17 protein-coding genes and 1 pseudogene are annotated in these 19,254 nt (G+C 42.9%); 14 read left to right on the top strand and 4 right to left on the bottom strand.

From position 1 onward, the window contains the following. Positions 1-81 precede the first annotated feature (81 nt). From NR125_RS02150 to NR125_RS02120, 7 genes are all read left to right on the top strand, one after another. Positions 82-879 carry a TIGR00282 family metallophosphoesterase gene (locus tag NR125_RS02150; RefSeq protein ID WP_009330667.1) on the top strand — a complete coding sequence of 266 codons (798 nt, stop codon included), beginning with the start codon at positions 82-84 and terminating at the stop codon, positions 877-879. Positions 880-1,159: 280 nt separating this feature from the next. Further along, entirely contained in the window at positions 1,160-1,420 is a 261-nt protein-coding gene (gene spoVS / locus NR125_RS02145; RefSeq protein ID WP_009330666.1) for a stage V sporulation protein SpoVS, read from the top strand. Positions 1,421-1,541: 121 nt separating this feature from the next. Beyond that, positions 1,542-2,498 (top strand): dipeptidase, encoded by a 957-nt coding sequence (locus NR125_RS02140; RefSeq protein ID WP_051005555.1) that lies wholly within the window; start codon positions 1,542-1,544, stop codon positions 2,496-2,498. A gap of 300 nt (positions 2,499-2,798) precedes the next feature. Then, entirely contained in the window at positions 2,799-4,535 is a 1,737-nt protein-coding gene (locus NR125_RS02135; RefSeq protein WP_019381801.1) for a 2-oxoacid:acceptor oxidoreductase subunit alpha, read from the top strand. Further along, entirely contained in the window at positions 4,536-5,402 is an 867-nt protein-coding gene (locus NR125_RS02130) for a 2-oxoacid:ferredoxin oxidoreductase subunit beta (RefSeq protein WP_009330663.1), read from the top strand. Between the two features lie 460 nt (positions 5,403-5,862). Continuing rightward, a complete protein-coding gene (gene miaB, locus NR125_RS02125) occupies positions 5,863-7,413 on the top strand; it encodes a tRNA (N6-isopentenyl adenosine(37)-C2)-methylthiotransferase MiaB (RefSeq protein ID WP_180321087.1) in 1,551 nt (516 codons plus the stop codon). Next, positions 7,413-7,838, top strand: coding sequence for a YlbF/YmcA family competence regulator (locus NR125_RS02120; RefSeq protein WP_009330661.1), 426 nt, complete (start codon positions 7,413-7,415; stop codon positions 7,836-7,838). The genes miaB and NR125_RS02120 overlap by 1 nt, the downstream gene beginning before the upstream one ends. Before the next feature lie 101 nt (positions 7,839-7,939). On the opposite strand, the gene NR125_RS02115 is transcribed toward NR125_RS02120, so the two are convergent. From NR125_RS02115 to NR125_RS02105, 3 genes are all read right to left on the bottom strand, one after another. Further along, the gene (locus tag NR125_RS02115; protein WP_009330660.1) at positions 7,940-8,290 is read right to left on the bottom strand and encodes a hypothetical protein; all 351 of its coding nucleotides are present in this window, start codon (positions 8,288-8,290) and stop codon (positions 7,940-7,942) included. A 65-nt stretch (positions 8,291-8,355) separates the two neighbouring features. Then, a complete protein-coding gene (locus tag NR125_RS02110) occupies positions 8,356-8,652 on the bottom strand; it encodes a hypothetical protein (protein WP_009330659.1) in 297 nt (98 codons plus the stop codon). 44 nt (positions 8,653-8,696) lie between these two features. Next, the gene (locus tag NR125_RS02105; protein WP_009330658.1) at positions 8,697-9,071 is read right to left on the bottom strand and encodes a hypothetical protein; all 375 of its coding nucleotides are present in this window, start codon (positions 9,069-9,071) and stop codon (positions 8,697-8,699) included. A 316-nt stretch (positions 9,072-9,387) separates the two neighbouring features. On the opposite strand from NR125_RS02105, the gene NR125_RS02100 reads away from it, so the two are divergent. The 6 genes and pseudogenes from NR125_RS02100 (at position 9,388) to mutL (ending at position 16,799) form a co-directional block, all read left to right on the top strand. Then, positions 9,388-9,933, top strand: a complete 546-nt coding sequence (locus tag NR125_RS02100) for an outer spore coat protein CotE (protein ID WP_019381802.1) — start codon at positions 9,388-9,390, stop codon at positions 9,931-9,933. A 163-nt stretch (positions 9,934-10,096) separates the two neighbouring features. After that, positions 10,097-10,408 (top strand): annotated as a pseudogene (locus NR125_RS29875) (VOC family protein); the annotation flags it as partial. Between the two features lie 288 nt (positions 10,409-10,696). Further along, positions 10,697-11,146 carry a VOC family protein gene (locus tag NR125_RS02095; RefSeq protein WP_372675451.1) on the top strand — a complete coding sequence of 150 codons (450 nt, stop codon included), beginning with the start codon at positions 10,697-10,699 and terminating at the stop codon, positions 11,144-11,146. A gap of 117 nt (positions 11,147-11,263) precedes the next feature. Next, the gene (locus NR125_RS02090; protein WP_009330655.1) at positions 11,264-11,881 is read left to right on the top strand and encodes a PH domain-containing protein; all 618 of its coding nucleotides are present in this window, start codon (positions 11,264-11,266) and stop codon (positions 11,879-11,881) included. Positions 11,882-12,257: 376 nt separating this feature from the next. Beyond that, on the top strand, positions 12,258-14,861 hold the full coding sequence (gene mutS / locus NR125_RS02085) for a DNA mismatch repair protein MutS (protein WP_009330654.1): 2,604 nt from the start codon (positions 12,258-12,260) through the stop codon (positions 14,859-14,861). A gap of 15 nt (positions 14,862-14,876) precedes the next feature. Continuing rightward, positions 14,877-16,799 (top strand): DNA mismatch repair endonuclease MutL, encoded by a 1,923-nt coding sequence (mutL, locus tag NR125_RS02080; protein ID WP_009330653.1) that lies wholly within the window; start codon positions 14,877-14,879, stop codon positions 16,797-16,799. A 193-nt stretch (positions 16,800-16,992) separates the two neighbouring features. Here the strand turns inward: mutL and mreBH are convergent, their stop codons facing one another. Further along, entirely contained in the window at positions 16,993-18,000 is a 1,008-nt protein-coding gene (mreBH, locus tag NR125_RS02075; protein WP_009330587.1) for a rod-share determining protein MreBH, read from the bottom strand. Positions 18,001-18,275: 275 nt separating this feature from the next. On the opposite strand from mreBH, the gene miaA reads away from it, so the two are divergent. After that, positions 18,276-19,238 carry a tRNA (adenosine(37)-N6)-dimethylallyltransferase MiaA gene (miaA, locus tag NR125_RS02070; protein ID WP_071156586.1) on the top strand — a complete coding sequence of 321 codons (963 nt, stop codon included), beginning with the start codon at positions 18,276-18,278 and terminating at the stop codon, positions 19,236-19,238. Positions 19,239-19,254 lie beyond the last annotated feature (16 nt).

Here is a 19,254-nt window from a genome sequence, read left to right as displayed (position 1 = left end):
TTGATGCAGGAAACTGTGTTAAACTAATAAAAAAGACTGGAAAAGCATACATATATCTTTAAAAACAGAAAGGGATATGACATGAATATATTGTTTGTCGGAGATGTAGTGGGATCCCAGGGGCGTGATATGATCACTGAATATGTACCGAAGCTAAAAGAAAAATACCGCCCGCATATCACGATTATTAATGGGGAAAATGCAGCAGGGGGAAAGGGAATAACAGAAAAGATATACCGGGGATTTCTGGAGGCCGGTGCTCAGGCGGTAACGCTCGGTAATCATACATGGGATAACCGGGAGATTTTTGAATTCATTGACCGCGCTAAATACATGGTCCGTCCGGCCAATTTTCCTTCAAATAATCCTGGCAAAGGCATGGTGTTTTTAAAATTCAATACAGAGGAAGTAGCGGTTATCAGCCTTCAGGGCAGGACTTTTATGAATACAAGTGATTGTCCTTTCCAAAAGGCGGATGAACTGATAAAGGAAGCCCGTGAAAGGACTCCGTTCATTTTTGTTGATTTTCATGCGGAAGCAACAAGTGAAAAACAGGCAATGGGCTGGTATTTGGATGGAAAAGTATCAGCAGTAGTAGGTACGCATACGCACGTGCAGACAGCCGATAACCGTGTTTTGCCTGGCGGGACAGCTTTTATGTCTGATGTAGGAATGACAGGCCCTTATGACGGTATCCTTGGTGTTGAAAAAGAAGCTGTGATCAAAAGGTTTTTGACTGGATTACCGGTTCGATTTGAGGTTCCGAAAGAAGGCAGGACCCAATTAAGTGCAGCATTCATTGAGCTGAACCCAAAAACGGGGCTCGCAAAAAAAATTGACCGGATCTTAATTAACGATGACCACCCTTTTTACACATAAACAGATAAAAAACTGCATTCGGATGTCCGAATGCAGTTTTTAGTTTTTTTCATGAAAATCAGCCTGAAACCCTGCTTTTTTTGTCCAAGCCGGAATATGTGAATTCCAAGCTGAATATAGTAGCAATGGAATGATATATAGACCTGGTGCTAAATTCCATCAAAGCAGTATGACATGAACGGAAAGTAATTGCCTCTCTGAAGGCATTCGGCCTTTGCAGAAGGCGAATCAGCGCTTTGAGCAATGCATACAGGAGGGGTAAAACGAGGAGGAGCTAGGAATGGAAATATTAAAAGTTTCAGCAAAATCTAATCCTAATTCTGTAGCTGGTGCGCTTGCTGGAGTTCTTCGCGAAAGAGGAAATGCAGAAATCCAGGCAATTGGTGCGGGTGCATTGAACCAGGCTGTTAAGGCAGTAGCGATCGCAAGAGGATTCGTAGCGCCTAGCGGAGTGGATTTAATTTGTATCCCTGCATTCACGGATATTCTGATTGACGGCGAAGAGCGGACTGCCATTAAGCTGATTGTGGAGCCGCGTTAGCCAAAAGCTTCAGAATGGGAAATCATCCATTGTCATATGCATAAGTCAGCAAAATATAAATTCGTGAAAAAATATTAAAACCTGTTTGCATCATAGGCAAACAGGTTCTTTTTTTAATAAGATGAAGCTATACAGAAAAAGGGAGGAAGACAGCGTGAAAATATTTGATGCACATTGTGATGTCCTATATAAAATGTTTTTGAACAGAGAGGTTGATTTTAAAAATTCAGGAAGTCTTCAGGTAAACATGGAAGGTCTGCAGGCCTCCCGTTTCAAAGTTCAGTGCTTTGCCATATATGTTCCTGAAACTGTACATCCGGAAATGAAGTTCAACGCGGCCCTATATATGGCCGATCTGTTTTACGACAAAGTGCTTAAGCCCAGCCCTCAATTAAAGCTCATTAGAAGCAGCCGGGACATCGACCTGCTGCAGGATGATGAAATAGGGGCAGTGCTGACACTGGAGGGATGTGATGCCGTTGGCTGCGATCTGCTTAAATTAAAGACGCTTCTCAGGCTGGGGGTGTCTTCAGTGGGACTGACCTGGAATTATGCAAACTGTGCTGCTGATGGAGTGCTTGAAGAGAGGGGGGCAGGGCTTTCCTCGTTTGGCAAACAAGTGGTTTATGAATTAAATGCCAGCAAAGCATGGTGCGATGTATCCCATCTCTCTGAACGCGGGTTCTGGGATGTGATGGAATGGGCGGATTATCCTTTTGCCTCTCACTCGAACTGCTATTCGCTGTGCCCAAATCCCCGCAATTTATCAAACGAACAGATTGAAGCCCTGATTGACCGGGACAGTGTTATGGGCATTACATTTGTGACGGAGTTTTTATCAGGAAAACAATCAGCCACAATTACTGATATCCTAAGACATCTTGAACATGTTTGTTCACTTGGAGGAGAAAATCATGTTGGATTTGGTTCGGATTTTGACGGCACCGATGGAAGAGTTACAGGTTTGGAGGATGCAAGAAAATACGACAGCCTGATAAATGAACTAATAAAATATTATTCTGATATACAAGCTGAAAATTTTCTATTTCGGAATTTTTATAGCAGATTTCCAAGGTGAAAATGGTGAAAAAACTGTATATCAAGGGTTGTTAGAGACCTATTGAATCCAAAATAGAATGATCTTTTTAGTATTTTTCAAAAAATAAAAAAATATTCATCTTTTAGCCAATAAATATTCAGAAAGGGTTGCTTTTTTAGACGCATAGGTCTAGAATTGAAAGCGTTTAGTACCCATCCATCTTCCAAAAATATAGCCTTAAAGGCATGTTGAATGACCGGTTTGACTGGACAAGTACTACACTTATATTAAATAAACGTTTTTACATAATTTCTTAACGTATCTAAAGGGGTGTAAGACATGATCAATCAACTTTCATGGAAAGTTGGAGGACAGCAAGGGGAAGGTATTGAAAGTACCGGGGAGATTTTTTCCATTGCGCTAAATCGTTTAGGCTACTACCTGTACGGTTACCGCCACTTTTCATCACGTATTAAGGGCGGGCACACGAACAACAAGATTCGCGTCAGCACGTCACAAATTCGTTCTATTTCGGACGATTTAGATATTCTGGTAGCTTTTGACCAGGAAACAATCGATTTAAACTACAAAGAACTACACGATAAAGGGATCATGATTGCAGATGCAAAGTTTGATCCTAAACAGCCAGAAGATACGAATGCAGCTTTGTTTGCAGTCCCTTTTACAGAGATTGCTACAGAGCTTGGAACATCCCTGATGAAAAACATGGTTGCTGTTGGTGCGACATGTGCGGTTCTAAATTTAGATATTAAAGTATTTGAAGAAGTAGTTCAAGAGATTTTTGGGCGAAAAGGACAGCAGGTTGTCGATAAGAACATGGAAGCCATTCAGGCTGGCTTTGATTTCATGAAAGAAAAGCTTAGTGATGATGTGGAATTAATGGAGCTTGAAAAAGCTGACGGGCTGAAGCGTTTATTCATGATCGGAAACGATGCAATCGCTCTTGGTGCGCTGGCAGGCGGATGCCGCTTCATGGCCGCTTACCCAATAACACCTGCATCCGAAATCATGGAATATCTGATTAAAAAGCTTCCGGCACTTGGCGGATCTGTCATCCAGACAGAAGATGAAATTGCCGCAGTTACTATGGCAATAGGTGCAAACTACGCAGGTGTCCGCTCACTTACAGCATCTGCTGGTCCGGGACTTTCCCTTAAAATGGAAGCGATAGGCCTTTCAGGGATTACTGAAACACCGCTTGTTATCGTTGATACGCAGCGTGGCGGCCCTTCTACAGGACTTCCGACAAAGCAGGAGCAATCTGACTTAATGGCAATGATTTACGGAACTCATGGCGAAATTCCAAAAATCGTGCTTGCTCCAAGTACGGTACAGGAAGCATTCTATGATACGGCTGAAGCTTTCAACCTTGCGGAAGAATATCAGTGCCCGGTTATTGTTCTCTCAGATTTGCAGCTTTCCCTTGGAAAGCAGACAGTGGAGCCGCTTGATTTCAGCAAAGTGGAAATCCGCCGTGGAAAGCTTGTTACAGAAGATCTTCCTGAAATTGAAAACAAAGGCTACTTCAAGCGCTTTGAGGTTACAGAAGATGGAGTTTCACCTCGCGTAATCCCAGGTATGAAGAACGGAATTCACCATGTGACAGGTGTGGAACATGATGAAACTGGAAAACCTTCAGAATCAGCTGCAAACCGGAATGCGCAAATGGATAAGCGTTTCCGCAAGATTGAAAATATTAAATTCAATACACCTGTTCACAAGCATGCTCCTCATGAAGAAGCAGACTTGCTGATTGTCGGCTTCAACTCAACACGCGGTGCAATTGAGGAGTCAATGAGCAGACTGGAACAGGACGGTATTAAAGTGAACCATGCACAAGTTCGCCTGATTCATCCTTTCCCAACTGATGAGTTATTGCCGCTTGTGAAATCAGCTAAGAAAATCGCTGTAGTTGAAAACAACGCTACAGGACAATTAGCGAACATCATGAAGATGAACGTCGGACATGCTGAGAAAGTACATAAGCTATTAAAGTACGACGGAAATCCATTCTTGCCGCATGAAATTCACACAAAATGCAAGGAGTTGTTCTAAATGGCCACATTTAAAGATTTTCGTAATAATGTAAAACCAAACTGGTGCCCAGGTTGTGGAGACTTCTCCGTGCAGGCTGCGATTCAGCGTGCGGCAGCAAATGTTGGTTTAGAGCCTGAGAACTTAGCTGTTGTATCAGGCATCGGATGTTCCGGACGTATTTCCGGCTATATCAATTCTTACGGTTTCCACGGCATTCATGGGCGTTCACTTCCAATCGCCCAGGGTGTGAAAATGGCAAACCGCGATTTAACAGTTATCGCATCCGGTGGTGACGGAGATGGATTCGCGATCGGTATGGGCCATACGATCCATGCGATCCGCCGTAATGTGAACATCACTTATATCGTCATGGATAACCAAATCTATGGTTTAACAAAAGGACAGACTTCACCGCGTTCTGCGGCTGGCTTCAAAACTAAGTCCACTCCTCAAGGTTCTATTGAGCAGGCGATTTCTCCAATGGAAATGGCATTAACTGCTGGTGCGACTTTCGTGGCACAAAGCTTCTCAACTGACCTTAAAGATCTGACTGCGTTAATCGAAGCTGGCATTAAGCATGATGGCTTCTCTTTAATTAATGTGTTCAGCCCATGTGTTACATACAATAAAGTAAACACATATGACTGGTTTAAAGAAAATCTGACAAAGCTTAGCGATGTGGAAGGCTATGATAATTCAAGCCGTGAAATGGCCATGCAGACTCTTATGAAGCACAGCGGCCTTGTAACTGGATTAATCTATCAGGACACAGAGCGGAAGTCTTATCAGGAATTGCTTTCAGGTTACTCTGAAACTCCTTTATCACAAGCAGATCTTGAACTAGATCAAGCTCACTTTGATAAACTTGCAGCTGAATTTATGTAATGGAAAGAAGCTCGGGGCTCCCGGGCTTCTTTTTTTGAGGCAGATACGGCTATTGTGAATTTGGCGAATAATATGTAAAAACTGGGGATATGAAAGCAGGATTGAAGTAGCAATCAGAAAAATAGGGAAAGTTTAGAGTAATCCGGGATAAAAATCTGCAAAATGGGGAAAGCATTCCACCAGAGACGAAGCTTAGGGAGATTGAATATAATGTGACACTTATCACACACAAAATGTTAATTTTAGTCTAGTATTAGTGGTTGTGAAGGGTTAAAACTTTACCAGAACGTACATACAAGTAATAGCTGCTGATAAGAGGCTGAGTGCGGTTTTCTATTGTTTTAACTATAAGAAAGCCTTATACTATAATAATGTGCACATATATAAAATGCACACCAATAATAGCTGAAAAATGAGTTTAAATGATAGATGCTGCTCAGGAGAAAGAGAAAGGGGATACATGATGAACGAAAAACAGCGTTTAGAAAGCCAGCAAGTGCAAACAGCAAATCCTTCGGACAAAAAATCCGTCAAGGATTACAGCAAATACTTTGAAACTGTTTATACTGCACCTTCCTTAAAGGAAGCGAAAAAACGCGGTAAAGAAGAAGTGAAATATCATAAAGACTTTAACATTCCAGAAGAATTTCATGGAATGGGGAATGGCCGCAAATTCTATATCCGCACTTACGGCTGCCAGATGAATGAGCATGATACCGAAGTTATGGCTGGTATTTTCCTTGGTCTTGGCTATGAGCATACAGAATCAGTGGAAGATGCAAATGTCATTTTGCTTAATACATGTGCCATCCGTGAAAATGCGGAGAATAAAGTATTTGGCGAACTTGGCCATCTTAAACATTTAAAAAAGGAAAATCCCGATCTTCTAATTGGTGTCTGCGGATGTATGTCACAGGAAGAATCTGTTGTTAACAAGATTCTTAAAACATATAACCAGGTAGATATGATATTTGGAACACACAACATCCACCGTCTTCCTAACATTCTTCAAGAAGCGTATATGTCGAAGGAAATGGTTATAGAAGTATGGTCTAAGGAAGGGGATGTTATTGAAAACCTTCCAAAAGTGCGCCGCGGCAATATTAAAGCATGGGTCAACATTATGTATGGCTGTGATAAGTTCTGTACGTACTGCATCGTACCTTATACACGAGGAAAAGAGCGGAGCAGACGTCCTGAGGATATCATTCAGGAAGTGCGCCAGTTAGCGGCACAGGGCTACCAGGAAATTACCCTGCTTGGGCAAAACGTAAACGCGTATGGAAAAGACTTTGAGGATATGAATTACGGTCTTGGCGATTTAATGGATGAAATGCGCAAAATAGACATTCCGCGAGTCCGCTTTACAACAAGTCATCCGCGCGACTTTGATGATCATCTGATTGAAGTGCTGGCCAAAGGCGGCAATCTGGTAGAGCATATTCACCTTCCAGTTCAATCGGGTTCAACAGATGTACTGAAAATCATGGCCCGTAAATATACAAGGGAACAATACTTGGAACTTGTTCGCAAGATTAAAGCGGCTATTCCAGAGGCTACTTTCACAACTGATATCATCGTCGGCTATCCTAATGAGACAGAAGAGCAATTCGAAGAAACAATATCCCTGTATCGGGAGGTAGGCTTTGAAGCTGCTTATACATTCATTTACTCACCTCGTGAAGGCACACCAGCGGCCAAAATGGTGGATAATGTGCCAATGGAAGTGAAGAAAGAACGTCTTCAGCGCCTGAATGCAGTTGTTAATGAATTATCGGCAGAAGCAATGAAAAAATATAAAGGCCAGACTGTCGAAGTTCTTGTGGAAGGGGAAAGCAAGAACAATCCTGAAATTCTTGCAGGGTACACAAGAAAGAACAAGCTGGTAAACTTTAAGGGACCGAAAACAGCGATCGGCAAAATTGTGAATGTCAAAGTAACTGATGCGAAGACTTGGTCCCTAAACGGAGAAATGGTAGAAGAACTAGACGCGGTTGAGGTGAAGCAGTAATGGCTAAATACACAAAAGATGAGATTGTAGAACGTGCTAAGGAATTGGCACGCATGATTGCAGAGACAGAAGAAGTGGATTTCTTCAAGCGTGCTGAAGCACAGATTAATGAAAACGATAAGGTTAGTGCTACCATTACAACAATCAAAGGCTTGCAAAAGCAGGCTGTGAATCTTCAGCACTATGGTAAAGCTGAAGCATTAAAGAAAACGGAAGAAAAAATTGCCCAATTGGAACAGCAGCTGGATGAAATCCCGGTTGTTCAGGAATTCAAGCAATCCCAGGTGGATGTTAATGAATTGCTGCAGATTGTGGCTAATACGATTTCCAACACTGTAACAGACGAAGTCATTACTTCTACAGGCGGAAATCTCCTGAGCGGCGAAACAGGATCAAAAATCAGCAACAGCAGCTGTACACATTAATAAACAGATAGTGAAACACCCTGCACCAATTGGTGCAGGGTGTTTTTACGTTCTATATTTAAGGGAGGAATTGGTATTGGCCATGGGTTGTGGGGGGCCTTTTATTGGTTTCGCAATAGTTCTACTGCCTTTAAAAATTCTTTTCTGTACTCCTGCTGTTCGATGATTGCTGCATTTAACGTTGACAGCAGGGATTGATTCAGCATTTTAGTCCCTGCATCATCAGATTTTTTGTCCAAAAAGTTGAGGAGAAAAGTATACACAAGAAGCAATGTCGAGTAATTATCCACATATGTGAGATTGATGGCCCGTCCGCCCTTTCCGCCGGCAGCATGGTTATTAATCGACGGTATTCCGGCTTCTGCAGCCATATCAATAAACTCCTTTGGAATACCCAGCTGCTTGAGGACTTCCGGATCCAGATCCAGCTTTTGCATATTTTGACTTAGCATGGTACTCCCTCCCTTCTTTTTGGACATTTTTAGACTCTGCATAGAAAGAATTGCTTTATCTTTAATTACGCTTTGTTGCTTTGCTGCTGAGTTGTAGTGTTCACAGAAATGGCTGTGGAGTCTCCTCCATTTGCAATATTGTATTGGGCTGAAAGAATTGGAATGTTGATCAGTGCAGCGTTAACAGCAAATCCTCCACCAGAAATCGGCAATTGGCCGTTTAGGTTTGTTTGAGGAAGGTTTGCTTGTGCAGCGAAAGTAAAAGCTTCCGCTTCATTGCCGCTGTCTGCTCCATTTACTGCTCCGCCGCTCGGCAATACGCCATTGTCTTTTTCGTAATCATCATAGCATCTTGATAGCATATTTTTTCACCTCCTTCAATTGATTGAAGTGGCTGTTTTCCAGATTATGAGTCTTTCTTCATCATGTCTGAAAGATCCAGATCCAGAAGTTTCTTACCGTTTACAGATAGTTTCACCTGTTTATAATCCTCGGATGTTTCCACAACAGGCAGCAGATTTTTTAATGCAGGAATCATATTCCCGATCCCGGAGGAATTTTTTGTGAAGAGCCCTTCTAAGTTTCTCAACGGCTTAAGAGATTCCATAAGATTTCCTTTTAACTCTTCAGACTGAATTTTTTCTAATCCTTTTGTATAGAATCCGCCCAATGTTTCCGTAAACTTGGCCACCATTTCTTCTGCATATTGTTTTGCTTCTTCCCCTGTCATCTCTTTGCCATTGATTGAAACTTTATAGTTGGAGTTCTCCTTGTCTGCCATTCCTGTTCACCTCCTTATCGATAGTTTATTATATTGATTCAAGAGCCAAGCTGTCTCCGCAAATGCAGTAGGACAAACGTGCATTTTTCAATTACATACCTATTAGTGAGTTTTAAGTCCTTACCATAGGCAGGCAGTTTCCTTATTTATATAGAGAATTCTCCTGCTGGATTTGTTCAGACCGGAACATTCGCCCGCTCCCGGCATACTATAAATCATGCCAATACTTTTGCCTAACATTCATAAAAATTATCGCACACTAGTCTAATATCCCGCATAGGATGAATTGAAAATGAATGAGGAGGGTTCGCTCGCAATGGGAGATTACAGAGAGATTATAACGAAAGCGGTCGTTGCGAAAGGACGTAAATTCACACAGTCCAATCATACGATCTGCCCGTCACACCATCCGTCAAGCATACTTGGCTGCTGGATCATAAACCATACGTACGAGGCGAAAAAAGCTGGAAAAACAGTGGAAATCTGCGGCCATTATGACATTAACGTTTGGTACTCTTTCAACAATAATACAAAAACCGAAGTTGTTACCGAACGGGTTGAGTATAAAGATGTCATTAAATTGAAGTACCGTGATCCGGACTGTTTGGATGATCATGATGTCATCGCCCGTGTTCTGCAGCAGCCGAGCTGCTGTGAAGCAGTCATTTCTCCAAATGGCAACAAAATCATCGTCACTGTGGAAAGAGAGTTCATGGTCGAGGTGATCGGCGAAACAAAAGTTTGTGTAGCTGTTCATCCAGACAAGTGCGAGTGCGATGATGACGCTTGGGGACTTGATGTGGAGGATGAAGAATTCGAGGATTTAAATCCGGATTTCTTGGTGGGAACTGAAGAAGAGTAATGACAAACTAGGAGGTTTTGCTTCCTAGTTTTTCTTTTTATATTTTCATAATGTCAGCCAAATTCAAGCGAATTAATGACAGCACCTTCCGCCTTTAGTCTGAATGCATCTGCAGAGCCTTACCTTAGAATGGAGGTATAAGATGTAAAGGGGAGAGGCGAGGATGAAAATATTTCAATTGAATTTGAAGTGCCATGATTTAGACAGGATGAAAGAATTTTATACAAATGTGCTGGAGATGGAACTGTTGACGGAGACTCAGAGTTATTTTACGATTATGGCCGGTTCAACAAAGATTCTTTTTGAGAAAGATGCAGCAATCCCCTTTTATCATGTGTGTTTCCGGACTAATGCTGAATACTTTGAACATATGTATCAGAAATTAGGTGCTGAAAGTGTGCTGCTGCCAAATGAGAGCGGCGAGTACAGTATGTTTTGGAAAGGAAAGCAGGCATATTTTATCGATCCGGACGGAAATATTATGGAGATGCTCGAGCGGCCTTTGGATGGTGTGAAAAAGGATGGTCTCCGCTGGCATGATGTTGGGGAAGTTGGCTTGCCAGTCAATGATGTAGCTGCAATGGAGCAGGAATTAGATCAGTATCTGTACAATGAACAGATGGATTCCAGTGAGACGTTTGCTTTTTACGGAGACAGGAAAGGGGTTTTTGTGCTTGTAAAGGAAGGGCGGAACTGGTATCCAACAGAAAGGGCTTCCGTTATTTCACCAATTAAAGTATTTGCATCAGGACCAAGGGATGTTATGTTTCAGCATCAGGAATATCCTTATGAAGTGATTGTGAGGAAGGAATGGGAAGGGAGCATCCCGGCTGTGCAATTTCGCATTGCACGTCCGACAAACCAGCTTGATAAACTCATTTCCTTTTATGAAAAAGGACTGGGTCTGAAGAGAGTTGGCGAGTTTTGGAATCATGAAGGCTATGATGGTATTATGATTGGTCTGCCTGATAGCCAATACCATCTTGAATTTACTCAATCTAAGGAAAAAATGGAGCTTCCGCAGCCGACAAAGGAGCATCTATTAGTTTTTTATGTGGGAGACCGCCTGGAGCGTGATAACATTGCCGAAAGGCTTGCTGCTTATGGGTATATGGAAACAGAACCGGAAAATCCATATTGGGGCAGAGGCGGAGTGACAATAGAAGATCCAGATGGATGGCCGATTGTATTAATGAATACGCCAGGAATATGAAGCTTCCGGTTTGCCGGGAGCTTTTCCAGCGTAAATTTTTAATTGAATAAGCCATCGTTTTCCTAAATATGTTAAAATAGCAAAGTAGTAAAATGAATGCAGAAAGGTTGAGGGGTTATGTTTAAAAAGGTTGCCTCTGATGTGCTGGGATTAAGCGATGTGGGAAGCGTCATCCAGCCGGCTGACTATGACAAAGTTGATGCTGACGATTACGTCCTTCACGAAGATAATGAGAAAATTTACTTCCTGATTAAGTCCAAATCGGATGAATACTGCTTTACGAATAAGGCGCTAATTCATCTGGATGGTACAAGTGCTGTCAGCAAAAAACGAACTCTAAAGCGCTACAGCTACCGCGAATACAGCATTTCAAATGTGATGCTGGAAACAGCTGGTACAGTCGATTTGGATGTGGAAATCAAATTCGTGATTGGATCTCAGGCATTCTCTATTGACGTACATAAAAAGCATATCGAAGAATTGAAAGATTTATATAAAGCACTGATCCGCATTTCCGAAATCTGCCGCGAAAATGAAGTGTCCATGGAGTATGCTGAAAAAAGCCTGAATTTGGCATCAAGCACTCTTGGACGTTCAGTGTCCAATCAGGACGCCAATGTGGTGGACAATTTCCGTGTACTAAATGAAACAGCCTTCAACTGGCTGATGAACAGCCGCAAGAAATATAATGTGAAAGACTTCGGATATGTGTTTGAAAAATACATAAATAACTAAGAAATCCTGGCAGCTCTCCATTTGGGGGCTGCTGTTTTTTTTGTGGCAAGACTTTCTACTGCTCATTAAACGCAAGTATAGTTTAACCACTGCTTTGATCGCAGCGGAGGATATTTGACTCAAGCGGGAGGAGAGGGAAGTGAAAGACCCCGCAGGCAAAGCCAAGGAGGCTCGGGAACCTACCCGCGGAAAGCAAGTGTCCCGTGCTGAAATCAACGGCATAATATATAAGCCTATCAATATAAGAGAATAGCCAAGGCAAATATTGCACCTCTGAGTCAGCCGATAATCTATGATATAATGAAAAAGACGTTTTTAGAGGAAATCTCTAAAACAGGATTATAAAATAATAGATTATGGATCGTTGGAGGAAGTTATGGCAGCAGCATACACGCCTATGATACAGCAATATTTAAGGGTAAAGGCAGAATATCAGGATGCCTTTTTATTTTTTCGCCTTGGAGACTTTTACGAAATGTTTTTCGATGATGCACTTAAAGCATCACAGGAGCTTGAAATCACATTAACCAGCCGCGAGGGAGGCACGGAAGAAAGGATTCCCATGTGCGGGGTGCCGTATCATTCAGCACCGGTTTATATTGAACAATTGATTGAAAAAGGATACAAAGTCGCAATCTGCGAGCAAACAGAAGATCCGAAACAGGCAAAAGGAGTTGTGAAGCGGGAAGTCGTTCAGCTTATCACACCTGGAACAATGATGGAAGGCAAAGGCCTTCAGGAAAAAGAAAACAACTATATTGCATCGATTTCGGTCTTTGAAGATGAAACCTTTGGATTTGCCACCAATGATTTATCAACAGGTGAGACGAAGGTAACGATGTTAAGCAGCGGGTTTGATGAGGTCTTAAACGAGCTGTCTATGTCAGGTGCAAAGGAAGTAGTCATCTCTTCCGACTTTGATGGAGAATGGCAGAGGAGAATGAAAGAACGCTCCGTCATGGCGATTTCATTCGAGGATGATTGCGGAGTCCGGGACTCTTTCGAGGGACTTCTGGCTGATTTAAATCAGGACAAGCTCAGGACAACTTCTTGCAGACTGATTAATTACCTGTACCGTACGCAGAAGAGGAGCCTGGATCACCTTCAAAAGGTGGCTACTTATCAGATTAATCAATACATGAAAATCGATTATTTTTCTAAAAAGAATCTTGAGCTGACAGAAACCATCCGCAGCAAAGGCAAGAAGGGCTCGCTGTTATGGCTCCTGGATGAAACGAAGACTGCCATGGGCGGCAGGCTTTTAAAGCAATGGATCGACAGGCCGCTTATTGATGAACAGGAAATCAAACGCCGCCATTCGCTGGTTGAAACGCTTATTCACTCTTTCTTTGAACGGGAAGAAATCCGAGAAAAACTGAAGGAAGTCTATGATCTGGAACGCCTTGCAGGAAGAGTGGCGTTTGGAAATGTAAATGCCCGCGACCTTGTGCAGCTTAAGAAATCTCTTCAGCAGATACCTGTTCTAAAAGAAATGGTCTCAAATCTGCCGAATGAGGAAGCAGTGAGGCTTGCTGAGCGCCTGGATGCGTGTGAAGAAGTCACGGATACTTTGGAAAGCGCGATAATGGAAAATCCGCCGCTGTCATTGAAGGATGGAAACATCATTCAGGACGGCTATCATGAAGAGCTGGATAAATACCGTGATGCCAGCCGCAACGGGAAAACCTGGATTGCCCAGCTTGAGAAGCAGGAACGTGAAAAAACAGGCATTAAATCATTGAAAATCGGTTTTAACCGTGTGTTTGGCTATTATATTGAAGTTACTCGCGCTAACCTTCATCTTCTAAAAGAAGGGCAATATGAGCGCAAACAGACCCTGACCAATGCCGAACGATTTATTACGCCTGAATTAAAGGAAAAAGAATCACTCATACTGGAAGCACAGGAAAAGTGTGTGGAGCTCGAGTATGAATTATTTACGAATGTCCGCGAACATGTAAAAGAATTTATTCCGAGATTGCAAAAGCTGGCGAAAACGGTAAGTGAGCTGGATGTTCTTCAGTGCTTCTCCGCTGTCAGCGAGCAAAGGCATTATATAAAGCCAAGTTTTTCAAATGAAAGACGGGTTTATATCAAAGACGGCCGCCATCCAGTCGTTGAAAAAGTGCTGAACGCACAAGAATATGTGCCGAATGACTGTTATATGGATGCGGACCGGGAAGTGCTGCTGATTACAGGGCCGAATATGTCCGGTAAAAGTACGTATATGCGGCAAATCGCCCTGACTGCGATTTTAGCCCAAATCGGCTGCTATGTACCTGCTTCTGAAGCCGTGCTGCCGATTTTTGACCAGGTATTTACGAGAATCGGAGCCGCCGATGACCTTATTTCCGGCCAGAGTACATTCATGGTCGAGATGCTTGAAGCGCGAAATGCTATTGTGAATGCCACTCAAAACAGTTTGATTCTGTTCGATGAAATCGGGCGCGGAACATCCACCTATGATGGGATGGCATTGGCGCAGGCAATCATTGAGTATATTCACAACCGGATTGGTGCGAAGACTTTATTTTCCACGCACTATCATGAATTGACGGTGCTTGAAGAAGAACTGCAGAAGGTGAAAAACATCCATGTCAGCGCAGTCGAGCAAAATGGACGGGTTGTGTTCCTTCATAAAATTAAGGAAGGAGCGGCAGATAAGAGTTACGGAATCCATGTTGCCCAGCTTGCAGAGCTCCCTAATGAACTAATTGTAAGGGCAAATGAAATTTTAACGGGACTGGAATCGAACGATCCCGCTCCTGTGAAAAAAGAGATTCCTGCCGCAGAAAAAATGGCAGAGCCTGCTGCCCAATTATCTTTCTTTGAGGATTCTGAAGATGTGAAGAAACCTTCAATAAGCTCTAAGGAAAAAAAGATTATTGATAAAGTCAAAGCGCTCGATATCCTTGATATGACGCCAATGCAGGCATTAAATACATTATATGAACTGCACAGAAAATTGAAGAATCAATAAACAGGGGGTGACGAGATGGGGAAAATCATTCAGCTGGATGATGCGCTTTCTAATAAAATTGCTGCCGGCGAGGTGGTGGAGCGGCCAGCATCGGTGGTAAAAGAATTGATGGAGAATTCGATCGATGCCGGAAGTACTATTATTGAAATTGAAGCGGAAGAAGCCGGCCTGGCCAAAATCCGCATTATCGATAATGGCGATGGCATTGAGGAAGATGATGTCCTGAATGCCTTTCATCGCCATGCCACCAGTAAAATTAAAGACGAAAATGACCTTTTCCGCATCCGCACGCTCGGATTCCGCGGCGAGGCATTGCCAAGTATTGCGTCGGTATCGAGGATTGAAATGAAAACCTCAACTGGGGATGACGGCACACGTGTTGTCATAGAAGGCGGAAAAGTGGAAGTGATGGAAAAGGCACCCGGCAGAAAAGGGACTGACCTGACAGTGACGGATTTATTTTTCAACACGCCGGCAAGGCTTAAGTATATGAAGACGATTCACACAGAACTTGGCAATATTACAGATGTGGTTAACAGGCTGGCGCTCGCCCATCCGGAGGTCGCCATCCGCCTGATCCATAATGAGCGAAAGCTCCTGCAGACGAACGGAAACGGGGATGTCCGGCAGGTGCTTGCAGCTATTTATGGGCTCAATATTGTGAAAAAGATGGTTCGGATTGAAGCAAGCTCACTTGATTTTAAAATCAGCGGATATGCAGCAATGCCGGAGATTACAAGAGCATCAAGAAACTACATTTCTACCATGATCAACGGCCGCTTCATCAAGAATTATTCTTTGGCCAAAGCCATTCAGGAGGGGTATCATACTCTGCTGCCAATCGGCCGCTACCCGATTGTGCTCCTGAACATTGAAATGGATCCGCTCCTTGTCGATGTGAACGTCCATCCGTCGAAAATGGAGGTACGCTTAAGCAAGGAACATGAATTGAATGAGCTTGTATCAGATGCTTTGAAGGCTGCATTTAAAAAAGAGGAACTGATCCCATCCGGATTTACACAGCCGAAGACCATGAAGCCTAAGTCAGAACAGACGGCTCTTGAACTGGATCATTTGCCTGAGCATCGGGAGCATGTGCCTTCTTTTGTTCGTGAAGCGAGGGAGGATGCTATCCGGCAGTACCCGAATGGGGCAGATCCGCAAAGCCCGCAAAGTCTACCAGGTGAACCGGCAGCAGCTGAATATCCTGATTTGCAGGATGCTCCTCTCATAGATTTAAGCCCCTCAGCTGAAGAATTGCCTGAAGCTGATCAGCACATATTCCAGCCCGAAGAGCCGAGAGCTGCAGGACTGGAACAGTTTTTGGCAGAGACCGCCACAGTGGATGAGCCATCCCGGGTGCCGCCGCTCTATCCGATTGGGCAAATGCATGGGACATATATTTTTGCCCAAAATGACCGGGGCCTTTATATCATTGATCAGCACGCCGCCCAGGAGCGGATCAAGTACGAGTATTTCAGGGAGAAAGTCGGCCAGGTTGAAAGTGAATTGCAGGAAATGCTTATACCGCTGACATTTGAATACTCAACGGATGATTATATTAAAATTGATGAATACAAAGGCGAGCTTGAAAAAGTGGGGGTATTTCTGGAGCAGTTCGGACATAACAGCTTTATTGTCCGTTCTCATCCGCAATGGCTGCCTAAAGGCGAGGAACAGGAAATTATTGAGGATATGATTGAACAGCTCTTAGCCATGAAGAGAGTCGATATTAAAAAGCTGCGTGAGGAAGCTGCCATTATGATGAGCTGTAAAGCTTCCATTAAAGCGAATCACCATCTCCGCAATGATGAAATCCAGGCGCTGCTTGATGAATTGCGGAGGTCTTCCGATCCGTTCACATGCCCGCATGGACGGCCGATCATCATACATTACTCCACTTATGAGATGGAGAAAATGTTTAAGAGGGTAATGTAGAAAAGAACGACGCTGAACCAGAGTGGTTCGGCGTTTTTTTATTCATAGACGACGATAATTCTATTATGTAAACTAAGTGGTGTTTGGTCCATAATTTTTTCTTTTTTCGCTCATAAAACTTTATTTCGCTCAAAAGGACAATATACAAAACAAAAAAGCATCCATTTCGCGGAATGGATGCTTTTCTTATAGCTTATCTCACTGCCGTATGCAGCTTATCAATAAATTGCAGGGCTTTTCCTGTTCCAACCGCTACAGATTCAAGCGGGCTTGGTGCAAGGTGTACAGGGACTACAATTTCCTGTGAAAGCCATTCCTGCATGCCGTTTAAAAGGGCACCGCCGCCGGAAAGGATCACACCGCGGTCTACGATGTCTCCGCTGAGTTCAGCCGGACTGTCTTCTAATGTTGCGCGGATTGCTTCAAGAATGTGAAGCAATGATTCTTTGATTGCATCACGGATTTCATAGGAAGTTAGAGTAATCGTCTTAGGCAGGCCGGTAACAAGGTCGCGGCCGCGCACTTCCATTGTCAGTTCTTCATGGTCAACCAGCGCGTAGCCGATTTCCATTTTAATATGTTCGGCTGTTCTCTCTCCGATCAGAACGTTGTATTCTTTACGTACATATTGAATAATATCATCGTCAAGTCTGTCGCCGCCAATCCGGATGGAATTGCAGGCTACCACTCCGCCGAAAGAGATGATGGCTACTTCTGTTGAGCCCCCGCCAATGTCAACAACCACGTTCGCGACAGGCTCATCGACAGGCATGCCTGAACCAATTGCTGCTGCCACAGGCTCTTCGATCAGATGTACTTTCTTCGCCCCCGCATTGCGGACAGCATCATGGATGGCTCTTCTTTCAACACTTGTCGAACCAGATGGCGTACAAACAACGACATTCGGCTTTCTGATTGCAAATCCTACTTTTTTCGATGCTTTTCGCATAACCTGGCGAAGCATTTCAGTAGTGGTGTCATAATCGGCAATAACCCCGTCTTTGAGCGGACGGATGGCAACGATGCGGCCTGGTGTTTTCCCGATCATTTCCTTTGCTTCTTTACCAACAGCTAACACTTTTTTCGTTTCTGTATCAATTGCTACTACAGAAGGTTCATTAAGGATGATGCCTTTTGTTTTGCTGTATACAAGTATATTAGCAGTTCCTAAGTCAATTCCAATTTCAGATGTATTTAACATGAATTCTTCACCCAATTTCAAATTTATATTGTAACAATATAACCTTCTAATAAATTAACATGATTTTGGGGGTTACCCTTTGTTTGTTATGGAATCGTTAATAAAATGTAATTTTATAAGAAAATTTTAGGAAACTTGTCGAATAGGAAAGGTGAAACTTGTTCATAATGCATAAATGTTCTGTTTTTATAAAAAGAATGGTAAGATGATACCTGAAAAATTTTCCTGCTATATGGTAGGATAATAATTAGAATGGCAGTAAAGGCAGTGAACAGATGAGTGAAAAAGAAAAGCTTGCAGTGCTGATTGGCCCTACAGCTGTAGGAAAAACAAAATTAAGCATTCTTCTGGCGAAAAGTTTTAATGCTGAGATCATCAGCGGAGATTCTATGCAAATATATAAAAGCATGGATATCGGCACGGCGAAAATTAAAGAAGAAGAAATGGAAGGAATTCCGCATCATCTAATTGACATCAAAAATCCTGAAGATCCCTTTTCGGCAGCTGAATTTCAGGAACTGGTCCGCAGCAAAATCACAGAGATCACTTCAAGAGGCAAACTTCCAATGATCGTTGGAGGCACTGGATTGTATATTCAATCCGTTATTTATGATTACCAATTTTCTGATGCCCCTTCAGATGAAGAATTCAGAAAAACTTTGGAGGAACGCGCCGAAAGGGAAGGGAACGATGCCCTTTTCAAGGAGCTTTTGGCCATAGACCCTGAAAGTGCGGAAAAAATTCACCCCAATAACATTCGAAGAGTGGTCAGGGCATTGGAAATTTACCATTGCACAGGGAAAACGATGTCTCAGTATCAGGAGAATCAGGATCCAGCACTTCTTTATGATACGGCGCTGATTGGGTTGACCATGGACCGGGATACCTTATATGAACGCATCAATCTCCGGGTTGAGATCATGATGAAGGAAGGCTTGCTTGAAGAGGTGAGAGCCCTGTATGATCTGGGATTAAAGGATTGCCAGTCCATACAGGCCATCGGATATAAAGAACTGTATGAATACTTTAATGGACGTGTATCACTGGAGGATGCCGTTGGAAATCTGAAGCAAAATTCAAGAAGATATGCAAAAAGGCAGCTAACATGGTTTCGAAACAAGATGAATGTGGAATGGTTTGATATGTCCGGTACAGCCGACCCTCATGAGTTTGAAAAAAAATTCGCTGAAATTTCTGCTCATATTGAAGGAAAGCTGAAAATAAAATCGAATACATAATGATAGAGATAAAAGA

This window comes from Cytobacillus sp. Bac17 (genome assembly GCF_024519925.1).
Classification (GTDB): Bacteria; Bacillota; Bacilli; order Bacillales; family Cytobacillaceae; genus Cytobacillus; species Cytobacillus pseudoceanisediminis.
This window is presented reverse-complemented; position numbering and strand designations above follow the sequence as displayed.